Origin of the sequence: Labrenzia sp. THAF82 (assembly GCF_009363435.1) — a bacterium.
Taxonomy (GTDB): Bacteria; Pseudomonadota; Alphaproteobacteria; order Rhizobiales; family Stappiaceae; genus Roseibium; species Roseibium porphyridii.
Genome location: NZ_CP045354.1, coordinates 1,534,140 through 1,556,202, shown reverse-complemented (window position 1 = coordinate 1,556,202; position 22,063 = coordinate 1,534,140). Strand labels below are relative to the sequence as shown.

Here is a 22,063-nt window from a genome sequence, read left to right as displayed (position 1 = left end):
TTCACGGCACCACCACAATGTTGCCTGCGTGTTTCTTGTCGATAAAGGCCGTCTGCGCAGCATGGAAATCCTTCAAGGGATAGGTGGCGGCCAGAACAGGCCGGATTTCCTCCCGTTCGATATAGCCCACCAGGTCACCGAAGATATGCGGCGCGACTACGGTTGAACCGGTAAAGGTCAGATCTCGCAAATAGAAAGTCCTTAGATCGAAGTCGACGATCGGGCCGGCGATTGCCCCGGAACACGTATACCGTCCGCCTCTTTCAAGCGCGTCGATCAGCGATGGCCAGTGGTCTCCGCCGACAATGTCGGCGACGACAGAAACAGTCTGACTGCCGATCGCCGAATTGAGCGCGGCCTTAAGGTCCTCCGGCGCACGCTCCAGAACGACGTCTGCGCCAAGTTCCTTGACAATTTCATGCTTCGAAATGGACGCAAGTCCAATGACCGTGGCACCGCGCCGTTTGGCCAGTTGGATCAGCGCTGTGCCAACGCCCCCGGATGCACCGGCGATCAGAACCGTGTCGTCTGCGCCCACTGCCGCTCGACTCAGCATGCCTTCAGCGGTCGTGTAGGAACAGGAGAAGGTCGCCAATTCCGCATCGCTTAGCGACGAATTGATGGCAACAACGTTTTTCGCATCGACCTTTGTGTATTGGGCATAACCACCGTCAATTTCAGAGCCGAAATATCCGGTCTTGTCGCGGTTCTTTGGATCCGACCAGTCGCGCAGCCAGCAATCGACAAGCACACGTTGGCCTAGAAGGTTTTGAGGCGCTCCGTTACCCAAATCAACCACAACCCCGACAGCATCGGCTCCTTGTATGCGCGGAAAGGTGATCGGTCGACCACCCCAGGTCGGATCGCTTTCATCAAACTCTTCATATGCGCCGCCCGTAGTCGCAGCTGATACGGTCTTGGAATACCAGCCGGACCGAGTGTTGACGTCAGTGTTGTTCAAACCGCAGGCACCGACCTTGATCAACACTTCACCATCCGACGGCGCCGGAACTGGCCAATCTTCGTGCCAGACCAATTGATCAAGACCGCCGTGACCCTCCAGAACCATGGCGTTCATCTTTGCCGGAAGGTTCATTCGGCTGCGACCTCCACCCTGGCATCGGTGCGTGGCAGCAGACTGTCTGGATCGTAGGCAGGAACATCAAGAACCCGCGCTTTGCGAGGCGAATTCATGATGACAACCTCAAGTTCCTGGCCTGGAGTTGCGGCGTCCGGTCTGACATAGGCAAATGCCAGAATCTTGCCAACCGTGTGGCCATAGGCGACGGAGCTCGTTGCCCCAACCGCTTCTCCGTTCAACAACACAGCCTCACCGCCATGGCCGTCTTCTAAACCGTCAGGTTCAACTTCCAGATAGACGCATATCCAGGACAATTCGGCCGCCTCTGCGCTGTCGACCGTTGCCGACTTACCGAGGAAATCCGCCTTGTCCAATTTGACGAAGCGCATCACATCCGCTTCCGGCAAGGTGACTTCGTTGGTGAGTTCTCCCGCGCCTTTAAACCCTTTTTCCAGACGCAACGCATTCATGGCAAAAGAGCCGTAGTCGGTCAGCCCAAGCGGTTCCCCTGTCTTCCACAGAGCGTCATAGACTGCGAGCATGTCCTCGCGTGGAATGTGGAATTCCCAGCCAAGTTCGCCTGCATAAGACATACGCAAGGCCCAGAGTTTCCTGCCCGCGACATCAATTTCCTGCGCTGTCAGCCAGCGAAAGGCAGCATTGTCGAGCCGCGCTGACGTGTTCGGCTGCAGGATGTCCCGAGCCAAAGGTCCATTGAGCGTCATCGCGCCCCACTCAGTGGACAGGTTTCGAACCGTTACGGCTTCGCCGTTAAGTTCTTCTGCCAGATGGTCTAGCAGCCGCTGTTCGAAAAAGGCAGCGCAAACAAGATAGAAGCGATTTTCTTCAAGCCTGACGACGGTCAGCTCCAATTCGATCCGACCCCGTCGATTGAGTATGTGGGTGAGCGCTATGCCGCCGACCTTCTTAGGCAGCCTGTTTGCAACGAGCCTGTCCAGATAGGCCTCAGAATCCCGTCCGGTGAGCTCAACCTTGGTGAAAGCCGATATGTCCATTATGCCGGCGGCTGATCGAACGGCACGCATCTCCTCACCTACGACATCATGCCATTCCGCCCGCTTGAAGGAATAATAGTCCCTTTGTTCCAGACCGTTTCGTGCAAACCAGCGCGGACGCTCATGACCATAAACCTCTTCATAGACAGCCCCCTTTTCCTTCAACCGCTCATAGAGCGGGCTGGGCTTGACCGGCCGTCCTTCGAGACGATTGAAATGGGGGAACGGAATTTCGTGCCGAAGACAGTAGTCTTCCTTGGCCTTGACCACTTGCCAGTCCTTGTCCGCATAGTCTCCAAATCGCCTTGGGTCGAATTCGCGCATGGAGATGTCGGCAGCACCGTGAACCATCCATCGTGCGAGTTCCCGCGTCAGCCCCGGGCCCCAGCCGATGCCGATTTGTGTCCCGCAACAGCACCAGTAATTTCGCACACCGGGAGCCGGCCCAATCAACGGATTGCCATCAGGCGGATGGGAAATTGCACCATGAACTTCGCGTTTGATGCCAAGTTCAGAAAAGATCGGCATCCGGTCCATGGCATTTTCCAGCCATGGCATGATGCGGTCATAGTCCGCTTCAAAGAGTTCGTTTTCAGCCTCCCACGGGCAGAACTCTTCCCACACGGTGTTGGGATTCTCCTTTTCATAAATACCGATCAGGCCGCATTTCTGCTCCATGCGAATGTAGCCGGAGACAAGTTTGTCGTCGCGGATCACAGGCAGCTCCTGATCCAGCTCCAGGAATTCAGGAACTGTGTCTGTGACGATGTAGTGGTGGGTCATGGAAGTCATCGGCAGTTGAAGCCCACTCCACTCACCCATCTGCCGTGCATAGGTGCCACCCGCATTGACCACATGCTCGCAGGTGATGTCTCCAAGCTCGGTCGAGACTTTCCACTCACCATTGGCCTGCTGTTTGATGTCGGTTGCCCGGCACCGCCGAACGATCTTCACGCCGAGCTTTCGGGCACCGATAGCCAGTGCCTGGGTCACGCCTGACGGATCTGCGTGCCCGTCTTCCGGCGTATGCAATCCGCCCAGAACGCCATCCAGATTGTAGAAGGGATGCAACTCACGAATACGGTCAGGGCTGACAAGCTCCATGGGAAACTTCAGAGCTCTGCCGACGCTCATGGTGTGGCGCAGCCAGTCCATCTCGTCTTGTGTGTAGGCAAGCCGGAACGACCCGCAACCATGCCAGGTGACCGATTGTCCGGTCTCTTCCTCCAGCAAGCCGGAATAGAGATCGATGTTGTATCCGACACATTTTCCGAGGCCGAAACTCGATGTGGAATGCGTGATCTGACCGGCGGCATGCCAGGTCGATCCGGAAGTCAGTTCGGCCTTTTCAAGGAGCACGACATCCGACCAGCCTTCATGCGCCAGGTGGTATGCAAGACCGCAGCCCATGATCCCGCCACCCACGATGACCACACGTGCGTGTTTGGGCAATTTCGACGTTTCCGTTTCCGACAAGACTTAAGCTCCATGGCCGGTGATTTTTCGATGGACAGCGTAATTGTACAAATGTACTCTCGTCAATCATGAATGATATGAATGTACCAAAAGCAGATTTGAAAGCCCCCCAGGACGTGCTGGAAGACCTGGCGACCGAGCTTGAGGAACTCACGCCGGAGTTGCGCAAGGCCGCCAGCTATGTGCTTGAAAACCCGAATGATGTCGGTGTGAGCTCGATCCGCGAAATCGCGGACGCGGCCGGTGTGAAACCAAACACTTTCGTACGCATGGCCCGCTCCGTCGGGTTCGAAGGCTATGAAGACTTCCGGCACCCGTTTCGCGAAGCCATCCGCAGCCGCGGCACGGATTTTCCCGATCGGGCACGCTGGTTGCAGTCGCTCGCCAAAGGGGGGCAGCTTGGCAGCCTGTTTGCGGAAATGGCAGCTTGCGCAATTTCGAATATCGAAAACACGTTCGCCACCACCACCGCGGACGACATGAAGGCTGCGGCCGATGCGATCGTTAATGCGCGTCACACCTACGTGCTCGGTGTCGGCGTCAACAACTCGAACGCTCGCAACTTCACCTATCTGGCAGATATGGCCGTCGATACGATCTGGACCATTCCTCGCATGGGGTCTGTCGCCACGGATGACCTGGCACGGGCAGACGAGCGCGACGTGATCGTTGCAATGACCTGCAAGCCCTATCGGACAGACGTGATCAAGGCAGTAGAAGTTGCGCGTGAACAGGGCCTGACGGTCATCGCCATCTCGGACAGCCCCGCCTCACCCATCGTTGTCGGCAGCAAGCACTCCTTCATCGTCGATGCGGAAACACCTCAATTCTTTCCATCCTCCGTATCAACCATTGCCCTGCTGGAAACACTGCTTGCCTTCGTAATCGCCGACGCGCCGGAAGAGGTGATCTCAAGCATCGAACGCTTCCACACACGCCGTCACACCATGGGGCTCTATCAGGAAGAGTGGAAGGACCGCTCATGAACGTTCACAGCCAGCTCATTCATTCTCTCGAAGCCCGGTACTACACCGACCCGGATCACTACGAGCTTGAAAAAAGTGGCTTGCTGGCGCGAACGTGGCAATTTGCCGGACACTCCTCGCTTCTCGAAAAACCAGGAGACTACTTCACGGTCGAAATCGCCGGCGAAAGTCTCATCTGCCTGCGCGACAAGGACAGCACCCTCAGAGCCTATTACAATGTTTGCCAGCACAGGGCTCACCAACTTGTGCAGGGCGAAGGCAATACCAAGTTGCTGGTCTGCCCCTATCACAGCTGGACATACGAGCTGACGGGCGGATTGCGGTCTGGCCCGAATGTGCGTTCAGTTCCCGGGTTCGATCGCAACAAGATCTGCCTCACATCCGTTCAGATTGAAGACTTCTGCGGATTCCTGTTCGTCAATCTCGACCCGAACGCAAAACCGATGGATGACTGGTTCCCGAGTGTTCGTGAAGAGCTGCGTTCCTTCGTCCCGCATATCGACCGGCTGAAGCCGCTTGAGTGGGTGGAAATTGAAGAAAACTGCAATTGGAAAGTCTCGGTCGAAAACTACTCCGAGTGCTACCACTGCCCCATCAACCACCCAACCTTTGCAACCGGCGTCATAAGACCGGAAACCTACGATATTCAGCCCCAGGGATATTGCCTCCGGCACACGACAGAATGCCAGAACCTGGATCGGATGACCTACGACGTCGACCTTGCCTCGAATGAACATGCAGGCGATTACTCGTCATGGTTTCTCTGGCCCTTGTTTTCCTTCCAGGTCTATCCGGGAAACATTCTGAACACGTACCATTGGCGTCCGGTAGACGTTGACCACGTTGTGGTCTGGCGCGGCTGGTACACGGTGGATGGCGTTGATAGCGAAGTCATACGGCGGCTTGCAGTTCAGGACCGTTCGACCACCGTCGAGGAAGACATCTATCTCGTGGAATCCGTCCACAAGGGACTCAAGAGCCGCGGTTACACGCCCGGTCCCCTGGTCCTGGACCCTGCTTGTGGCGTGCATTCAGAGCATTCGATCAAGGCCCTTCAGAGCTGGATGAGAGAGGCCTGATGGCCGCACCGGCACAGAACAAAAGCAGCATGCCGTTGCATTGGACAACGGATCAGAAGCTGTTCCCGCATCAGGTCGGGTTTACATGTCCGCCACATGATTGGGATGCCGCCCCAAGTGATTTTCTGCGCATCGCACCGCGCAGCGTTGGCGTTCACGGCTGGATGTTGCATGTGCCAGACTACGCACATCAATTGGATCAACGGGCGCAGAACTTCCAGATGCTGGAAGAATTCGCTGCAGTCATGGCCAACAACGGTGCAAATGCCTGCGGTCAGGTTGGCTCAAACTGGGTCCATGCTTCGGGTCTTGGTGTGCAGGGTATTGCAGATTTTTGCAAGAAGCTGAGCGACCGTCATGGCCTGGCTTTTCACATGGCCGGTTTTGCAATGGTGGAAGCGTTGCGCGCCATAAATGTTGAAAAGGTCGCGCTGAACGCCGTCTATCATTGGCCAGATTGGTGGCAGGGCACCGTCGCCTTTTTAAAAGAAGCCGGGTTCGATGTGGTCTGGGCAGGCAATTTTGTCGATCAGGGCTGGTTTTCATCACAGGAAGATGTGAACGCAAAGAGGTGGATATTTGACGGCGACCTCGCCGCCAAGAGTTTTGCCTATGTCGCAGAGCAGGCACCGGGTGTGGATGCCTATCTGGCCAACGGAATGGTCAATTTCCGCAGCGGGGCGGACCATCTCCCGGAACGTATGCTGCATCTCACCCCAAAACTCGAAGCTATGCTCGGGAAACCGGTCATCGCCCACGACACTGCGCTTTACTGGCGGATTTTCAAATCATTGGAGCTTGCACCGGTCGGCCGGCATGGAATGTTGTTGGAGACGCTTCATGCATAAGATCATCGCGCTATGGGCCATCCCGCGGTCCACCTCAACGGCCTTTGAATGGATGATGCGCCAACGGGGCGATCTGGATTGCCTGCATGAACCGTTCGGTGAAGCCTGGTATCAGGGCGAGATACCGTTCTGGCCCCGCTGGCAACCTCACGAAAAGACGACGCCCGGGCTGACGCTTGAAAGCGTATGGGATGATATCCAGGCACGTGCTGAGAAGGCCCCGGTCTTCTTGAAGGACTTCCCGCACTACATCTGCCATATGTGGGATGAGCAGTTTTTGTCCAACTTCACACATGCCTTTCTGATCCGCGATCCAGCGCTGACCATCACATCTATGTATCACAAATGGCCAGACTTCGATGCCGCCGAAGTCGGCTTTCCCGAGCAGCGTGCACTCTTTGATCTGCTCACCGCGCTGAATGGCACCACGCCCCCTGTGATCGACAGCAACGACCTTTTGGAAAACCCGCATGGCACTGTCGATGCATTCTGCGCAGCCGTCGGCATCCCATTCCTGGAAAGCGCCCTGAGCTGGCGACCTGGCGCGGATACTGGTCAATACAGCTGGTGGGACGGCGGCTCTTTTCACGCCAATCTGAAAAACTCGACAGGCCTCGAACCACAACCCCGCAAGTATGTCGAGATCTCGGAAGCACCGTTCAGGGTTCAACACGTCTATCGGCGCATGAAACCCCACTATGATCGCCTTCATGCCCACAGGATCAAGGTTCAGTGACAGACATTCCAGGCCTTTGGCAGAACTTCATTGGCGGCAATTTCGTAGGTGGTGGCGCAGGCCGTCTTGACGTTCTTGACCCGGCAACCGGCGAAAAGCTTGCTGAACAGGCATTGGCCGATGCAACCGATGTCGACCGCGCCGTAAGTGCAGCAAAAGCGTTAAGTGAGCGTCGAGCCTGGTCCGGATTGCGCCCGGTCGAACGGGGGCGGATTGTGCGCCGAATGGGCGACTATCTTCTGGACCGGATTGATGAAATCGCGCCGATCCTGACAAGAGAAGCAGGAAAACCCTTGTGGGAAGCCAAACTGGAGATCGAAGGGGCTGCAAGGTATTTCGAGTATTACGGCAATCAGGCCGAAACCATGGAAGGCCGCTCGATCCCTCTGGGGGACGGATACTTCGATTTCACCACTCATATTCCTTTTGGTGTTTCTGCACAGATCATCCCGTGGAACTATCCGATGGAAATGACCGCCAGGTCTGTGTCCGCCGCTCTTGCCGTCGGTTGCTCCGTGGTGGTGAAAACGCCCGAACTCGATCCGCTCACCAACAGGTTTTTCGCCGACGCAGCTATCGCCTGCGATTTGCCTAGCGGTGCTCTCAACATCATTTGCGGGCTGGGCAAAGACGCAGGCGCAGCCCTTGCGGCCCACCCCGAAGTCAATCAGATCGTTTTCACTGGCTCTGTCCCGACCGGCACAGCAATCGCCACCGCTGCCGCGCAGAACGTCTTGCCGTGTGTTCTCGAACTGGGAGGTAAATCGGCTGCGATCGTCCACGACGACGCTGACCTGGACGCCTTTCTGTCCGATGTCCGTTGGGGCATCTATTTCAACGCGGGTCAGGTTTGTTCGGCAATGTCCAGGGTCATTGCTCAGGAAACGATACATGACAAACTTGTCGATGGAATCGTCGCAATGGCAGAGACGCTGCAGGTCGGGAACGGCATGGACTTTCCGGACTTCGGTTCGAACATGGGCGCGATGATTTCCGAAAACCAGTGTCAACGCGCCTGCAGCATGGTGTCGGAGGCTGAACGGGAAGGAGCGCGCACTGCCACAGGCGGCAGGCGCCTGAACCGGCCTGGCTACTTTCTGGAGCCAACCGTCCTGACGGATGTGACGCCACAAATGGCCATTGCCCGAGACGAGGTTTTCGGGCCCGTGCTCTCCGTTCTGAAGTTCAGCACTGAAGACGAAGCTATTAACATTGCCAACGCCACGCCTTATGGGCTGGTGGGAGGGGTCTTTACTGCCGACATCGATCGCGCAATGCGAGCAGCCGATCGCCTGCGTGCCGGTCAGGTCTTCGTGAATGAATGGTACGCAGGAGGCGTCGAGACACCTTTCGGCGGCTTCGGTCAATCCGGATATGGCCGCGAAAAGGGCCGCGAGGCGTTGCTCAACTATGTTCAGACAAAAAACGTCGCCATCAAGCTGAGGTAAATCATGAATCGGGAACTGTTTGAAAAGGGTCTTGCCCAACGCAAGGCGACGCTCGGCGATGCCTATGTTGAAAAAAACCTGGCTGCGGCTGATGAGCTTACGAAGCCCTTCCAGGAAGCCATGACAGCCTGGTGCTGGGGCTTTGGCTGGGGCGATGACGTGATTGATGCCAAGACACGATCCATGATGAACCTGGCAATGATCGGCGCGCTCGGCAAAATGACCGAGTGGGAAATCCATTGCAAGGGCGCGATCAACAACGGCGTTTCAATGGAAGAAATTCGCGCAATCATCCACGTCATTGGCATCTATTGCGGAGTGCCCCAAGCGCTTGAGTGTTTCCGCGTGGCCAGGAAGGTTCTGGAGACGCACGCTCCTGAACAAAGCCTTCACAAATCCAATCAGGAGCCGTGATCAACATCCGAGCGACTGATTTTTGAAAGCGTCGTGGAAATTATTTTCGGCTCAAACGGACTTTGAGTTGGTTTTTTATGCATTCTACGTTATTTTTTCCCGAAGACCGGGAGGAATAACACAAGAATGGACAGTTTCTGGGGTGCGCTTGCTGGGGCATTCGGCCTTGTTTTCGCACTTGATCCGGACCTGATGGAGATAATCGGCCTGTCAATACGGGTCACTCTGGCGGCTGTTTTCTTTTCCTGCCTGATCGGACTGCCGCTTGGAGCTGCCGTCGGCACATTCAATTTCCCAGGACGCACCCTGATTGCCGTTGTCCTCAATGCACTGATGGGATTGCCCCCGGTGGTCGTCGGACTGATGGTTTACCTGATGCTTTCGGCCTCCGGACCGCTGGCCCCCCTCAGACTGCTTTATACGCCCACTGCAATGATCATTGCTCAAATGATCCTGGTAACACCGATTGTTGCCGCGCTCACCCGGCAGGTCGTTGAAGATCTGAACCGCGAATATGCAGAGCAATTCGCTTCCATGGGTGTTGGCGCTTTCGATCGCCTGACCGCAATGCTTTGGGATGCTCGATACAGCCTGATGACAGTCGCACTGGCGGGTTTTGGCCGGGCGGTAGCCGAAGTCGGTGCCGTGATCATTGTCGGCGGAAATATCAACCACGTCACCCGTGTGATGACAACAACGATTGCGCTGGAAACATCGCGAGGCAATTTGCAACTCGCTCTGGCGCTCGGTGTCATTCTGCTTGTGATTGCTTTTGCCGTGAACGCATGTGTCATGGCATTGCGCGCATCCGCAGTGAGGGCCGCCTATGCGTGATCTGGAGTTTCATTCCGCAGTCGGCAGCATTGCACCCCCGCGCCCGCAAGAGCCGTTGTTGGAAACGAAAGGCTTGAGTTTTTCTGCCGGAGGAGATCGGCTACTCAGAGATATCAGCCTTGAAATTCGACCAGGCTCGCGCACCTTGATCATGGGGCCGAACGGAGCCGGAAAGAGCCTGCTCTTGAGGCTCATGCATGGGTTGCTGCGTCCGGAGACCGGCGAGTTCCTATGGAACGGCGCCAAGGTCACCGCAGAAGCACGGCGCTCTCAGGCGATGGTATTCCAGCGCCCTGTGCTCTTGCGCAGATCGGTCTTCGCCAACCTGAAGTTCGCCCTCTCCGTGCGGGGGCTGAACGGCCGCATAAGATCGGAAAAGATCGAGCAAGCCTTGGCAATCGCCGGTCTCAGCCATCTTGCAAAACGGCCTGCCCGGGTCTTGTCCGGCGGTGAACAGCAACGCCTGGCGGTCGTGCGTGCACTTGCCTGCGAACCCGACCTGTTGTTCCTGGATGAACCCACTGCAAACCTCGACCCTGCGTCGACTGCTGCCATCGAGCAGCTTGTTTTGGAGGCCAACACACGCGGCGTGACCATTGTCATGGTCACCCATGATGCCGGTCAGGCGAAGCGTGTCGGTGAGGATCTCATTTTCCTTCAGGACGGAAAGATTGCCGAGACCGGCGACGTTCAACAGGTCCTGAGCGCACCGAAAAGCGAACCGGTTCGCGCCTGGCGCGACGGGCGGATCTATCTCGGTGCCAACATTGAAACCATGTCGGAAAAATCCGGGAGAAAAGCGTGATTAAAAGGATCTTTCAGAGCACCTTGGCATCTTTGGTTGCTGGCATGCTTACGGTTCTACCGGCTGCTGCCGACGAGAATTTCATCATTGTGCAGTCAACGACGTCGACACAGAATTCAGGTCTTTTCGATCAGCTCCTGCCAGAATTTCAGGAAAAGACCGGCATTGAAGTCCGCGTTGTCGCGGTCGGTACGGGTCAGGCCATCAAGAATGCGGCCAATGGTGATGGCGATGTCCTGCTGGTGCATTCAAAACCATCAGAAGAAAAATTCGTGGCGGACGGCTTCGGTGTTGCACGAGCTGATGTGATGTACAACGACTTCGTCATCGTCGGCCCAAGCAATGACCCTGCAGGCATTGCCGGATCCCGGGATGTGGTGTCAGCGCTTTCGAAGATTTCCGAAAGCAAAGCACTCTTTGCCTCACGCGGCGATGACAGTGGAACCCACAAGGCCGAACTTAGACTTTGGAAAGCTGCCGGGATCGATCCTTCCGAGGATTCCGGAAGCTGGTATCGTGAGACCGGGTCCGGTATGGGCGCAACACTGAACACCGGCACCGGTATGAACGCCTATGTGTTGACTGACCGCGCGACCTGGATCGCCTTCGGCAACAAAGGCGACCACAAGATCACCGTGGAAGGAGATGCCAGGCTGTTCAATCAGTATGGCGTCATCCTCGTAAACCCGAAGAAGCACCCGCATGTGAAAGCGGAATCGGGGCAAATCTTCATCGACTGGCTTCTTTCCCGGGAAGGTCAGCGGTCAATCGCCGACTTCGAAATTGACGGTCAGCAATTGTTCTTTCCAAATGCCAATGACGGTTCGAGCTGACAAGCTCGAACCACGACATACCCCTTACATTTTTCGCAACCTGAGCTAGACTTCAGTCAAGGATGCGACAGCTTCAAACAGCCTGAAAGCTGCACCGGCCAACATCCCGATGCGCAAGGATGAGACGAACTTGTGTGAAAGTCCGCCCGGTCTGACAACGAACGCGCAAGGATAAGTGCGGTGCGTTGGTTTCGCTCACTGATAACCGGATTGTCGATTCCGTGCCTGATGCTCGGCCTGTTGTTTTTTGCCGCGTCATTGACGCCGTCCCTGATCCCCCGCGATGCTCTTGTGCAAGGCATTCTCGGCGGCATCGTTGTCGCACTCGGGTACCTTCTTGGGAAAACAATTGGACTGATCTGGTGGGCGGCGGACATGCCGCGACTGCCCCGGCAATTCGCCCGACTGCGCAACATTGTTTTGATCATTGTCGCCGTTGGCCTCACCGTCTGGATCTTGACCTTCAGCCTGGAATGGCAAAACGGCCTTCGGAGCAAGATGGGGCTGGAGCGGGCCGAAGCACAGCACATTGCGACAATTCTGATCTCCGCAACTCTGACCTTTGCAGGGGCCTATGTCATTGGCGCAATCGTTGCGACACTGTTTCGATGGATCAGAGGCCGCTTCTACCGGTTTATGCCTCCACGACGCGCAAATGTACTTGGCGCAGTCACCGTTGTTGTAATCCTGTTCGTTGTCACCCGTGACGGCATTCTTGATGGTGTCGTTCGCGGACTTGATGAGAGTTATGAAGCTGCACAGATCCTCTTTGACACAGCCCCACCCCCACCGGACAAACCGAACCAGGCGGGATCTGCAGCATCCTTGATTGACTGGGCGGCCATGGGCCAACCAGGTCGAGATTTCATTACCAGCGGTCCGGATGCTGCCGCAATTTCTGCCTTTACCGGCAAACCGGCTCTGGACCCCATCAGGGTCTATGTTGGCCGGGCCGATGGCGAGACCCCGGAAGAGCGCGCGAAGCTTGCGCTCGCGGAACTCAAACGGCTCAAGGCTTTCGAACGCAAAGTGCTGGTAGTCACCAGCCCTACGGGCACAGGCTGGATGGATCCAGGGTCTCATGACCCTGTGGAGTACATGCACAATGGCGATATAGCCACCGTAAGCGCCCAGTATTCCTATTTGCAGTCCCCTCTTGCACTGATCCTCGAAACGCGCACCGGGCTGGATCAGGCAACGGCGCTACTGGAAGTGGTTCACAGCTACTGGAAAACGCTGCCCAAAGACCAGCGTCCAAGGCTCTACGCACACGGCCTCAGCCTTGGTGCCTGGTCATCCATGTATGCAACCAATCTGTTTCGTCTAATCGATGATCCGATTGACGGGGCCTTTTGGGCCGGGCCTCCCTTTCCGTCCGATCTTTGGCACTACGTTCAAACGTCCCGACAACCAGGCAGCCCCTGGGTTCTGCCAACCATTGGCGACGGGTCTGTTGTCAGATATGCCTCCCACTACGCCGATGCCTCCAAGGCCGAAGCCGACTGGAACGGAATGCGCATTGTTTTCCTGCAGTATTCCAGTGATCCAATCGTATTCTACGATCCACTTTCCCTTTGGCGTGCACCACCCTGGATGAATGACCCACCGGCCGAGGACGTGTCGGATCATCTGACCTTCATCCCGATCGTCACACAGTTTCAGCTTGCATTGGACATGGCCTTGTCATTCGGAGCTCCTCCCGGCCATGGCCACGCCTACTACGCACAAGACTATGTTGCCCCCTGGGCCGAAGTTACCGCGCCGGAGGACTGGTCTGCAGACGAGACAGAACGCCTGAAAGCTCACTGTAACCTCGGCCTGCAACTTGGTTGCGCCAATGGTGATCGATAAGGCTCAGGCACGACTGTCACGTGGCTCAATGGCAGGATAATTTCACTCCAGCACTACCCTCGCGGCCAGATTGGATGATGGTCGTCTATGATGAAAACGTGCTTGTGTTTTATTCGCCGATGACGATGCAAAGACCCGGTAACTGCCATGCCGGCGTCGTGGTGAAGCCCGTCCTGCAAGTCGTGGCTGTGCTCAAGCTCGTCGTGTTCGTGCTCAATGTCGCGTGGGTCGCGTGCCGGCCAAAGCGCCAACGCCAGCCCGAATGAAACAACAGACAGTGCACCCATTAGCGCAAACGCTGCCGAAAGACCCAGCCAAGCACCGACAAAACCTGCCAATGGATAAGCAATCAACCAGGTGGAATGCGACAGAGCAAATTGCGCAGCGAAGACAGCTGGGCGATCCTGATCGTGGCAGGAACGCGTGATGACAAGACCAGAAGGTGTCTGGATCATTGATGCACCTGCTCCCAGCACGAACCACAGAAAGAGGGCCGCGGCGGGTGCGACCCCAATTGCGGACAGCATCAAGGCAACGCCTAGCAAAAGTGCCCCGGCCAGCATGATCGGTCGCGGCGCTTGATTTTCCAGAAACCGTGGCAATAGCACAGCGACAAGCATTGAACCGGCCCCGCTGGCTGCAAAGAAGATCGCAACCGTGCCGTCGCCGAAACCGAAGTCGGATTTGACCAGCACAACAGTGTTGACGATCACCATCGAGGTTGCTGAAGCCACTGCAATATAGAGCGCCAGCATTCCGCGCAGCCGCGGCGTGGCAAGATAGATCCAAAGACCACGCGTAACACGTTTGGCAAATGGCGCGGCATTGGCGCTTGCAGTTCGTGACGGCAGGGATGCACCGGCCACCAGCAAGGCTGACGCGAGAAACCCCAGACCGGTTCCGGCAAACAGGCTGTGAAATGTGGCAACCGACAGCAGAAGGCCCGCCAGCATCGGGCTGATGAGGGCTTCAATATCGTAGGTCAACCGCGACAGGGAAAGTGCCTGCGTATAGGCTTTTTCATCTTTCAGAACATCAGGAATGAGAGCCTGAAAACTGGGTGTAAAGGCGGCTGACAATGCCTGAAATGCAAAAATCAGAACGTAGATCTGCCAGATCTGTGTGACAAATGGCAGCGTCAACACGAGCGCAGCGCGCGCGCAATCCAGTGAAATCAGAAAGGGCTTGCGGGGCAGCTTTACCGCCAAAGCAGCAGCGACTGGTGCCAATCCGACATAAGCAACCATCTTGAGCGCGAGTGCCGTACCCAGCACGGCCCCGGCATTTTCGCCAGCAAGATCGTAAGCCAACAACCCCAGAGCTATTGTCGCCAGGCCAGACCCAAGAACAGACAGCACCTGCGCCAGCAAGAGACTGCGATAGGTTGTGTTTGAAAGAGCAAGCAGCATGGCACGATCTTAACCGCTTCAACCTAAGGAACAATGGGTATAGTGTCGCAATTCTTGCTATGCTAAAGGTCGCCGGGTGTTTAGGAGACGGATGCCAATGAAACGGATGCCAAAGGCGATTTTGGGGACGCTGATTGCGTTCTCGTTGCTTTTTGCATCTGTCGCGCGTGCGCCTGGAACGATGCTATCGTTCGATGGCGACAGCATCACGATCGAGATATGTACCGGCGCTGGTGTCAAAACCGTCATATTGTCGGCGGATGGCACTCCGGTCGAACCATCTGATGTCGACTGCGATTTCTTTGCGACGCAAATCGCTGCGTTGCTAAGCGGCGCACCGCCAGCTTCATTGAGTCTTGCGGACACAGGACCGACCCAGCTATTCAACATTTCCAACGTAGCCGTCAAACGACTGACACAGCAGTCCCATCTTATCCGGGGCCCACCCCTGGCGAGCTGATTTCACACCTTGAAAATCAACTCAGATGGAACACTTCAATGTCCAAATCCAAGATCTTGGCCACCTTCGCCGCGCTGGGGCTGCTCGCGCTGCCAACCACAACGCATGCCGTTGCCGAAACACATTTAACGGTCGCGGTCAAAGCGGACCGCTATAGTGTCAAGCCTGACAAGTTCACCTTTACGACCAGGCGGCCTGCTGCCCAGATCGCTGAAACTGCAGTCAAGCCGGACGCGAATTTCAACCCCTCACCGCTTCTGTTCAAGGCTTGGGACTACGAAGACGGCACGTACAAAGTGACCCTGCAAGAGGGTGTTACATTTTCAGATGGCACACCCTTCAATGCCGACAGCGCAATTGCCTCTCTCAAGCTGTACGATCAGAACAAATCCGATTTTCTGCAACTCGATCAAAGCAGCTTCAAAAAGCTGGATGACTATCAGATCTCGTTCAGATCAGAAGTTGAATCAGCCCTGGTGATCGAGAACATGACCCATCGGGGAGCATCATTGTTTCTGCCGACGGACGCCATGGCCGAATATCCGGTTGGTACCGGCCCATATGTTTTGGAGAGTTACGAACCCAAAAAGCAGATCACCGTAACCCGGAACCCCAACTACTGGGGACAAGCACCCAAGATAGACAAGATCACCTTTCTTTTCATCGGCGATGACAATGCCCGGCTGTTGGCACTGCAAAATGGCGAAGTTGATGTCATAGGCGAAGTAACCCCGCAAATGATGTTGTCCATGCCACAAGATGGTTCCGTCGTTTTGAATGAGAGCCGCCCAATCCGCTATGCAGCGCTTATGTTCAATATGCTCGGCAAAGCCCCCTTCGACATCACGACAGATATCAGCGTTCGACAGGCTCTGGCTTTGGCGATCGACCGCGAAACGTTGGCCCAGGTGCTTTATGGCGGACGCGGTCAGGCTGCCAAGACAATCCTGCCTGGCTGGATGTTTGATCTTGGGGACGATCATGCCAATGGCTTTGCATATGACCCGTCGAAAGCTGGCAAGATGCTCGACGAGGCCGGTTGGGTCATGGGCGAAGACGGCATTCGCGAAAAGGACGGTCGCAAGCTCAAGCTTCGCATGGTTGCCGCCTATCCGAACGTTTCAACGGTAAAACCGATGCCGGAAATGCTGGAGCAGATGTTTGCCGCCATCGGTGTCGGCACCGAAATCGTCGAAGTAACCGACAGTGGCGTATACAACGACACGTATTTCGGGCCCGGTCAGGCGGACATGTATCTGGAGTTTGCCTCCAACAACAACACCGACCCCACCTATCTTCTCTACAATGTCTTCACAACCATGAGTCCTTGGGGTTATGCCGTCACGTCGCCTGGAGGCAATGTGGATGAGCTGGCCAAAGCCTCTCGGGTGGCATCAAGCCGCGAAGAGGCCATCGATCTGGTGCGGCAGGCGTATAAGTCCATCGTAGACGAACATACATCCAGCATTCCGATCCTTCTGGTACCGAATTTCACCCTGTCACGTCCGGGTGTATCGGTACCGATGTCGGAATATGCTGACTGGATCGGCTATGGCGATGTCAGCTTCGACAACTGAAGAACGAAAGGGCGGTCAGTCGGCCGCCCTCTTTTGACATGCTCAAATTTCTGCTGACACGCCTGGCGATGACACTGCCCACATTGCTGGGCATGTCGTTTGTCGCCTTCGCAATCGTGGCGCTTGCACCGGGAGACCCGGTGCAAATGGAGCTGCGTGCCATGGGCATTGTACCCAAACCGGAAGACATAGCAGCGATCAAGGTCGAATATGGCCTCGATAAACCATTTTTCATTCGTTACGCACATTGGCTGGTGCGGGCTCTGCAATTCGATTTCGGCACCTCTGTTGCAACTGGACGGAGCGTGATCGCCGAGATCGGACTTTACTTGCCTGCCACCCTGATGCTCTCGCTAACCTCGCTTGTTGGCGCCATAGGCATCTCGCTTGCGCTTGGAACGCTGGCCGTCATGGCCGACCGCTATACAGCAAACTGTGTACGTGCGGTTTCGATTGTGCTGGTTTCCATCCCTTCGTTTTGGCTTGCTCTCTTGTTGATCCACGTCTTTGTCCTCAATCTCGGGTGGTCAAGACTGGTTGGCAACGGTTCGGCAATCGATCTGATCCTCCCGGCATTGACGCTCAGCATTGGCGCAGGCGCTGCGATGGGGCGCTTTGTATATGAACGTGTACGCGCCGAGGCCTGTGAGGACTACGTTCGCCTCGCGATAGCCAAAGGCGTCAGCCCTCTGGGCATCCTGTTGGGTCATGTCGGCCCGAGGATCATTGGTTCAATGACCACGGTCTGGTCCAATACACTGGGCGGGCTTTTGGGAGGCGCGGTGATCGTTGAAAGCATCTTCGGCTGGCCGGGGCTTGGACAGCTGATCCTGCAAGCCATCGGCCAGCGGGATTTTCCGATCATTCAAGGATATCTCGTACTTATGGGACTGGTCTTTTTCGTGACGTCCTTCTTGGCCGACATTGTTTTGGTGACCGCTGATCCGCAGCTCAGACGCGGGTTAGCCGATGAGTGATACAGTTCTTGGCAAACCCGGTTTCTCACGCAAATTCGTGCCTGCACATGTCGGATTGATCATCGGTCTTGTCCTGCTCTCCGGTTTCGCACTGCTCGCTCTGGTACACGGTGCTTTGAATTTGCCGGCTCCTGAAAAAATGGATCTTCTCTCGCGGCTCGCAGGCCCGTCCGAAAAACATCTCCTCGGCACAGATCATCTCGGACGCGATCTGCTGGCACGATTGCTTGCAGCGATTTCGATTTCACTCGGTGCTGCCCTCAAAACGATGGGAGCAATCCTGGCCATAGCGCTTCCCTGGGGATTGATCGCAGGTCTTGCAGGTGGCCGCACCGACATGCTGCTGATGCGGCTCGCCGATATTGTGATGGCCTTTCCGACACTTGTGCTGGCATTGGCTGTCATCGGCTTCATGGGGGCATCTCTGGAAGCATCGATCATCGGCGTTGCCGTTGCCTGGTGGCCCTCAAATGCGCGTCTAATTCGTGCACTTGTGTTGTCGGCGAATGAAAGAGACTTTGTAAAAGCGTCATATCTCGCCGGAGCGTCCCGTTCCAGGGTGATTTTTAGACATGTTTTGCCACAGATACTGCCACCGCTTGCCGTAATCGTCTCGCTGGAGACAGCATCGGTTCTGTTGGCATTGTCCTCACTCAGTTTTTTGGGCATCGGCGCGCAACCGCCCATGCCCGAATGGGGCGCCATGTTGAATGAAGCTCGACCCTTTTTTGCACAAGCTCCTCATATGTTGATCGCACCTGGTCTTGCGGTCGTCTGCGCGGTTCTCGCGTTCAATCTGGTCGGCGAAGGTTTGCGTGACCTTCTGGACAAGAGGAGGCCTTACCAGTGGTGAGCGCGATCTCAACGCGAGACCTGACTGTCACAGCACCGCACGGACAACGCCTTTTGAACAAGCTCAGTTTCGATTTGGCCAAGGGTGAACGCGTTGGCTTGATCGGCGAAAGCGGTTCGGGAAAGTCTTTGACCGCCGCTGCGCTGTGCGGTTTGTTGCGTCCGCCGCTGTCCATGACGTCTGGCGATCTCATTCTCAATGGCATCAGTATGCGTGGCGCGCCTCCCAGCCTTTGGCGATCTCATCGTGGACGGAATGTCTTCCAGATCTTTCAAAGCCCGGCGTCGGCGCTGACGCCCGCAAGACGCGTCGGTCCGCAACTGGAAGAAGCTGCAAGGATTGCCGGTGCGCGCGCCAGGGACGTGATCCCGAATGTGCTGGACAAGGTGGCCTTGCCTTCTGGCGTGGCGCGGCAGTTTCCCTACCAGCTCTCAGGTGGAATGAAACAGCGTGTGTTGATCGCGATGGCGCTGATCCTCCGCCCCGCGGTGCTGATCGCGGACGAACCGACGACGGGACTGGATATACTGACGGAACTGGACATTTTGACCGCGCTGAGCAGTGCGGTCACCGAGACCGGTGCGACCTTGCTCTTCATAAGTCATGACCTGCATGCGGTGCAGGAAGTTGCCGATAGGGTTCTGGTCATGCAGTCAGGTGAAATAGTTGAAGACGGTTCGATCAAGATGCTCGGTCAGTCAGGCGCGTCAGCTGCACGGCAACTGACGGAGGCAGCAGACAGATTGCGAACAAAACCGTGCTAAGCGTCACCAAGTTTTCCAAACGGTATTATGGACGCACAATACTGCGAGACATCAGTCTGACCATCGGCCAAGGCGAGGTCGTCGGACTGATCGGCCGATCCGGAGCGGGCAAATCAACGCTTGCCCGATGCCTTGTCGGCCTTGAAAAGCCTTCAACCGGCGACATCAGATTGAACGGTGCCTCCATCGTCCCGGGCAAAGGATCAGCGCGCAGGAAGTTGCAATACCTTTGGCAGGATCCAGTCCAGTCACTCAGTCCTTATCTTTCTGCACATGGCGCCGTTATGGAGGCACTGAACGGCTTTGCCATCGGCGCGCCGAATTCACGCAAGTCCAACGCATCAGCCTATCTGAATGATCTGGGCGTCACACCGGACATGCAGGCCCGTCGGCCTCATGCGTTGTCAGGCGGGCAATGTCAGCGCGTTGCCTTGGCACGGGCAATAGCTGCCGATCCTCAGGTCCTGATCCTTGACGAGCCACTTTCGGCGTTGGATTTTTCAACCCGGGTTCAAGCGATCGAGATGTTGCAGAAGCTTCATCAGGACACGGGCCTGGCCATGCTGATTGTCAGCCATGACCTCGCACCTTTACAGCATCTGGCGAGCCGCATTCTGGTGCTGGACGACGCGCAAATCGTTGAAGATATTCCGATGAAACACTTTGCGGAACGTGCTGCGCACAAGCTTTCACGCGCCTATATCAGGACACTGGCCACGGATCCGGCGACAGAGCACATTGACGGCAACCTGCCGTCAGACTAAATGTCTAATTATAGACATTATGTATAGAAGTCGAATGACTGAGCTGCACGCACTAACTCCGATCTGCAAGGCAATTTCCGCCCTTTTCCCTGGGCAGGTCGAGGTCGTTTTGCACGATCTCAAAACAGGCAGAATTTCTGCAATCGAAAATGGATTTTCACCAAGAAAGCAAGGTGACGACAGCCTGGTCGAAACGGCGGATTTCCAGTCAGAGCTCCGTCCGGACGACACGATCGGACCTTATCTGAAGTCGAATTCGGACGGTGCAAGACTGCGCTCGGTTTCAGCATTGCTTCGGGACGAGGCAGGTCGGCCGAGTGCTCTATTATGCCTCAATCTGCGCCTGACCGAACTGGAAGCTGCGCGCGATGTGCTTGCAGCTCTCACTTCGTTTCAAATGGACACTGGCTCCAACATGCTCAGGAACGACTGGCGCGAAGTCACAAATTCAATCGTGGCCTCCACGCTGAAAGAATTGAAACTCTCGTTCAATCAGCTGCGTCGTCCCAATCGGCTGATAATAGTCGAGCGCCTTGTCAGTGCAGACATCTTCGCCGCCCGCGGTTCCACTGACTATGTCGCCGAAGTCTTGGGGATTTCCCGCGCCAGTCTCTACGAACTGATCAGACAGGCAAAACAGTCACCAGATACGAAAGTCAAAAGGTGAGTTTGAATTCATGACGCAACCAAAACCCATGCGCGATTTCGGTTTGGAAGTCTTTTTCTCCGAATGGGAATTCAAGGCGCAGCACCACATGACCGCTTCGGATTTGGAAAGCATGCGGGTTTCCGACCTTTTGTCACTGGCAGCGCCCGAAGATCGCGAGGGTTTTGAAACTCTCTGGTTGGGTTATACGGAAACCTGGGGAGCCCCAGCACTTCGTGCTGAAATTGCGCGAACCTACGAGCAGATGAAGCCGGAAAACATTCTTTGCCTCGCAGGCGCCGGCGAAGGACTTTACGCGGTTTCAAAAGTGCTGCTCGAAGCAGAAGACCATGCCATCGTACCAACACCGAATTATCAAAGCGCTGAAACAATTCCGCTCTCGATTTGTGAGGTCACGGGAGTACCTTTGCTGAAAGGCGACACCGATGTTGGGTGGCAACTGGATCTCGATCGCATTCGGGAGGCAATCCGGCCGAACACAAAACTGTTGTCCCTGAACTTTCCGCACAACCCGACCGGCATGCTGATCAATCGTGCAGATCTGGAGGCCCTTGTTGATCTTTGTCGCAAACACGGCATCTGGGTCTTGAGCGATGAGGTCTATCGCGGGGTTGAGCTGGATCCCGCGGACCGGATGCCACAAATTGCGGATCTATATGAACGTGGCATATCACTTAATGTCATGTCCAAAGCCTATGGACTTCCAGGGCTTCGAATCGGTTGGATTGCAGCACGGAACGCGACGCTTCTGCAGAAAGTTGAACGCTACAAGCATTATCTTTCTATCTGCAACTCCGGACCTTCCGAAGTCCTCGCAACCATTGCCTTGAAGGCACGTGAGGAGATCCTTGGACGGAACCGGGCGCTTCTGAAAAAGAACGTGGTCGCACTGGAAAAGCTTTTTGAAGAATTTCCAGGTCTGATCGACTGGAAACGTCCTCAGGGAGGATGTGCCGCCTTTCCGCGCTATACAGGTCCCGAAGATGTTGAACTGTTTTGCCGCAGACTTCTGGAAGAGAGCGGCGTTCTTCTGTTGCCGGGTTCCATCTACGCCTCTGACCTCAATGATGTGCCGAACGGTCATTTCCGCATTGGCTTTGGACGCGCAAAGGTGTTTGAGGATGGGCTTTCTGCCATGAGGGAACACTTCAGGGCGCACTATGCCGATTTTCAGATCTGAGGGCC

Annotated in this window: 21 protein-coding genes; 18 read left to right on the top strand and 3 right to left on the bottom strand. The window is 55.9% G+C overall.

Annotated elements, in window-relative coordinates; translation table 11 throughout:
- Position 1: 1 nt before the first annotated feature.
- Both FIV00_RS07455 and FIV00_RS07450 read right to left on the bottom strand, forming a co-directional pair.
- Entirely contained in the window at positions 2 to 1,096 is a 1,095-nt protein-coding gene (locus FIV00_RS07455; RefSeq protein WP_247649353.1) for an alcohol dehydrogenase family protein, read from the bottom strand.
- Positions 1,093 to 3,573, bottom strand: a complete 2,481-nt coding sequence (locus tag FIV00_RS07450; RefSeq protein ID WP_152500152.1) for an FAD-dependent oxidoreductase — start codon at positions 3,571 to 3,573, stop codon at positions 1,093 to 1,095. The genes FIV00_RS07455 and FIV00_RS07450 overlap by 4 nt, the downstream gene beginning before the upstream one ends.
- A gap of 77 nt (positions 3,574 to 3,650) precedes the next feature.
- Here FIV00_RS07450 and FIV00_RS07445 point away from each other — a divergent pair, with 77 nt between their 5' ends.
- From FIV00_RS07445 to FIV00_RS07400, 10 genes are all read left to right on the top strand, one after another.
- Positions 3,651 to 4,559: a MurR/RpiR family transcriptional regulator gene (locus FIV00_RS07445; RefSeq protein ID WP_152500151.1), complete on the top strand. Its 909-nt coding sequence runs from the start codon at positions 3,651 to 3,653 to the stop codon at positions 4,557 to 4,559.
- Entirely contained in the window at positions 4,556 to 5,638 is a 1,083-nt protein-coding gene (locus tag FIV00_RS07440) for an aromatic ring-hydroxylating dioxygenase subunit alpha (RefSeq protein ID WP_152500150.1), read from the top strand. Before FIV00_RS07445 ends, FIV00_RS07440 begins: the two co-directional genes overlap by 4 nt.
- Positions 5,638 to 6,486 carry a hypothetical protein gene (locus FIV00_RS07435; protein ID WP_209006849.1) on the top strand — a complete coding sequence of 283 codons (849 nt, stop codon included), beginning with the start codon at positions 5,638 to 5,640 and terminating at the stop codon, positions 6,484 to 6,486. The genes FIV00_RS07440 and FIV00_RS07435 overlap by 1 nt, the downstream gene beginning before the upstream one ends.
- Complete coding sequence (locus FIV00_RS07430; RefSeq protein WP_152500149.1) at positions 6,479 to 7,222, top strand: sulfotransferase family protein; 744 nt, start codon at positions 6,479 to 6,481, stop codon at positions 7,220 to 7,222. Before FIV00_RS07435 ends, FIV00_RS07430 begins: the two co-directional genes overlap by 8 nt.
- Positions 7,219 to 8,670, top strand: coding sequence for an aldehyde dehydrogenase family protein (locus FIV00_RS07425; RefSeq protein ID WP_152500148.1), 1,452 nt, complete (start codon positions 7,219 to 7,221; stop codon positions 8,668 to 8,670). Before FIV00_RS07430 ends, FIV00_RS07425 begins: the two co-directional genes overlap by 4 nt.
- A 3-nt stretch (positions 8,671 to 8,673) precedes the next feature.
- Positions 8,674 to 9,084, top strand: a complete 411-nt coding sequence (locus tag FIV00_RS07420) for a carboxymuconolactone decarboxylase family protein (protein ID WP_152500147.1) — start codon at positions 8,674 to 8,676, stop codon at positions 9,082 to 9,084.
- 126 nt (positions 9,085 to 9,210) lie between these two features.
- The gene (locus FIV00_RS07415) at positions 9,211 to 9,918 is read left to right on the top strand and encodes an ABC transporter permease (protein ID WP_152500146.1); all 708 of its coding nucleotides are present in this window, start codon (positions 9,211 to 9,213) and stop codon (positions 9,916 to 9,918) included.
- Positions 9,911 to 10,723: an ATP-binding cassette domain-containing protein gene (locus FIV00_RS07410; RefSeq protein WP_152500145.1), complete on the top strand. Its 813-nt coding sequence runs from the start codon at positions 9,911 to 9,913 to the stop codon at positions 10,721 to 10,723. Before FIV00_RS07415 ends, FIV00_RS07410 begins: the two co-directional genes overlap by 8 nt.
- Before the next feature lie 44 nt (positions 10,724 to 10,767).
- Positions 10,768 to 11,556, top strand: coding sequence for a substrate-binding domain-containing protein (locus FIV00_RS07405; protein WP_152504154.1), 789 nt, complete (start codon positions 10,768 to 10,770; stop codon positions 11,554 to 11,556).
- A gap of 180 nt (positions 11,557 to 11,736) precedes the next feature.
- Positions 11,737 to 13,407 (top strand): alpha/beta-hydrolase family protein, encoded by a 1,671-nt coding sequence (locus tag FIV00_RS07400; RefSeq protein WP_247649352.1) that lies wholly within the window; start codon positions 11,737 to 11,739, stop codon positions 13,405 to 13,407.
- A gap of 53 nt (positions 13,408 to 13,460) precedes the next feature.
- Here FIV00_RS07400 and FIV00_RS07395 read toward each other — a convergent pair whose 3' ends face one another.
- Complete coding sequence (locus FIV00_RS07395; RefSeq protein WP_152500144.1) at positions 13,461 to 14,816, bottom strand: MFS transporter; 1,356 nt, start codon at positions 14,814 to 14,816, stop codon at positions 13,461 to 13,463.
- 97 nt (positions 14,817 to 14,913) lie between these two features.
- Between FIV00_RS07395 and FIV00_RS07390 the strand changes: the two genes are divergently transcribed.
- The 8 genes from FIV00_RS07390 to FIV00_RS07355 are packed head-to-tail and all read left to right on the top strand — an operon-like array spanning position 14,914 to position 22,058.
- Positions 14,914 to 15,276, top strand: a complete 363-nt coding sequence (locus FIV00_RS07390; RefSeq protein ID WP_152500143.1) for a hypothetical protein — start codon at positions 14,914 to 14,916, stop codon at positions 15,274 to 15,276.
- Positions 15,277 to 15,314: 38 nt separating this feature from the next.
- The gene (locus FIV00_RS07385; protein WP_152500142.1) at positions 15,315 to 16,853 is read left to right on the top strand and encodes an ABC transporter substrate-binding protein; all 1,539 of its coding nucleotides are present in this window, start codon (positions 15,315 to 15,317) and stop codon (positions 16,851 to 16,853) included.
- A 38-nt stretch (positions 16,854 to 16,891) separates the two neighbouring features.
- Positions 16,892 to 17,830 carry an ABC transporter permease gene (locus FIV00_RS07380; RefSeq protein ID WP_152500141.1) on the top strand — a complete coding sequence of 313 codons (939 nt, stop codon included), beginning with the start codon at positions 16,892 to 16,894 and terminating at the stop codon, positions 17,828 to 17,830.
- Complete coding sequence (locus FIV00_RS07375) at positions 17,823 to 18,683, top strand: ABC transporter permease (RefSeq protein WP_152500140.1); 861 nt, start codon at positions 17,823 to 17,825, stop codon at positions 18,681 to 18,683. The genes FIV00_RS07380 and FIV00_RS07375 overlap by 8 nt, the downstream gene beginning before the upstream one ends.
- Positions 18,680 to 19,447: a dipeptide/oligopeptide/nickel ABC transporter ATP-binding protein gene (locus tag FIV00_RS07370; RefSeq protein ID WP_173005908.1), complete on the top strand. Its 768-nt coding sequence runs from the start codon at positions 18,680 to 18,682 to the stop codon at positions 19,445 to 19,447. The genes FIV00_RS07375 and FIV00_RS07370 overlap by 4 nt, the downstream gene beginning before the upstream one ends.
- Positions 19,441 to 20,211: an ABC transporter ATP-binding protein gene (locus FIV00_RS07365; protein WP_173005907.1), complete on the top strand. Its 771-nt coding sequence runs from the start codon at positions 19,441 to 19,443 to the stop codon at positions 20,209 to 20,211. Before FIV00_RS07370 ends, FIV00_RS07365 begins: the two co-directional genes overlap by 7 nt.
- Before the next feature lie 34 nt (positions 20,212 to 20,245).
- A complete protein-coding gene (locus FIV00_RS07360; RefSeq protein ID WP_173005906.1) occupies positions 20,246 to 20,878 on the top strand; it encodes a transcriptional regulator in 633 nt (210 codons plus the stop codon).
- Between the two features lie 10 nt (positions 20,879 to 20,888).
- On the top strand, positions 20,889 to 22,058 hold the full coding sequence (locus tag FIV00_RS07355; RefSeq protein WP_247649351.1) for an aminotransferase class I/II-fold pyridoxal phosphate-dependent enzyme: 1,170 nt from the start codon (positions 20,889 to 20,891) through the stop codon (positions 22,056 to 22,058).
- Positions 22,059 to 22,063 lie beyond the last annotated feature (5 nt).

Coding starts and splice junctions, on each gene's coding strand:
- FIV00_RS07455 (WP_247649353.1), bottom strand. CDS start 1,096: ATGAACCTTCCGGCAAAGATGAACGCCATGGTTCTGGAGGGTCACGGC.
- FIV00_RS07445 (WP_152500151.1), top strand. CDS start 3,651: ATGAATGTACCAAAAGCAGATTTGAAAGCCCCCCAGGACGTGCTGGAA.
- FIV00_RS07440 (WP_152500150.1), top strand. CDS start 4,556: ATGAACGTTCACAGCCAGCTCATTCATTCTCTCGAAGCCCGGTACTAC.
- FIV00_RS07435 (WP_209006849.1), top strand. CDS start 5,638: ATGGCCGCACCGGCACAGAACAAAAGCAGCATGCCGTTGCATTGGACA.
- FIV00_RS07430 (WP_152500149.1), top strand. CDS start 6,479: ATGCATAAGATCATCGCGCTATGGGCCATCCCGCGGTCCACCTCAACG.
- FIV00_RS07420 (WP_152500147.1), top strand. CDS start 8,674: ATGAATCGGGAACTGTTTGAAAAGGGTCTTGCCCAACGCAAGGCGACG.
- FIV00_RS07415 (WP_152500146.1), top strand. CDS start 9,211: ATGGACAGTTTCTGGGGTGCGCTTGCTGGGGCATTCGGCCTTGTTTTC.
- FIV00_RS07410 (WP_152500145.1), top strand. CDS start 9,911: ATGCGTGATCTGGAGTTTCATTCCGCAGTCGGCAGCATTGCACCCCCG.
- FIV00_RS07405 (WP_152504154.1), top strand. CDS start 10,768: ATGCTTACGGTTCTACCGGCTGCTGCCGACGAGAATTTCATCATTGTG.
- FIV00_RS07395 (WP_152500144.1), bottom strand. CDS start 14,816: ATGCTGCTTGCTCTTTCAAACACAACCTATCGCAGTCTCTTGCTGGCG.
- FIV00_RS07390 (WP_152500143.1), top strand. CDS start 14,914: ATGAAACGGATGCCAAAGGCGATTTTGGGGACGCTGATTGCGTTCTCG.
- FIV00_RS07385 (WP_152500142.1), top strand. CDS start 15,315: ATGTCCAAATCCAAGATCTTGGCCACCTTCGCCGCGCTGGGGCTGCTC.
- FIV00_RS07380 (WP_152500141.1), top strand. CDS start 16,892: ATGCTCAAATTTCTGCTGACACGCCTGGCGATGACACTGCCCACATTG.
- FIV00_RS07375 (WP_152500140.1), top strand. CDS start 17,823: ATGAGTGATACAGTTCTTGGCAAACCCGGTTTCTCACGCAAATTCGTG.
- FIV00_RS07360 (WP_173005906.1), top strand. CDS start 20,246: ATGACTGAGCTGCACGCACTAACTCCGATCTGCAAGGCAATTTCCGCC.
- FIV00_RS07355 (WP_247649351.1), top strand. CDS start 20,889: ATGACGCAACCAAAACCCATGCGCGATTTCGGTTTGGAAGTCTTTTTC.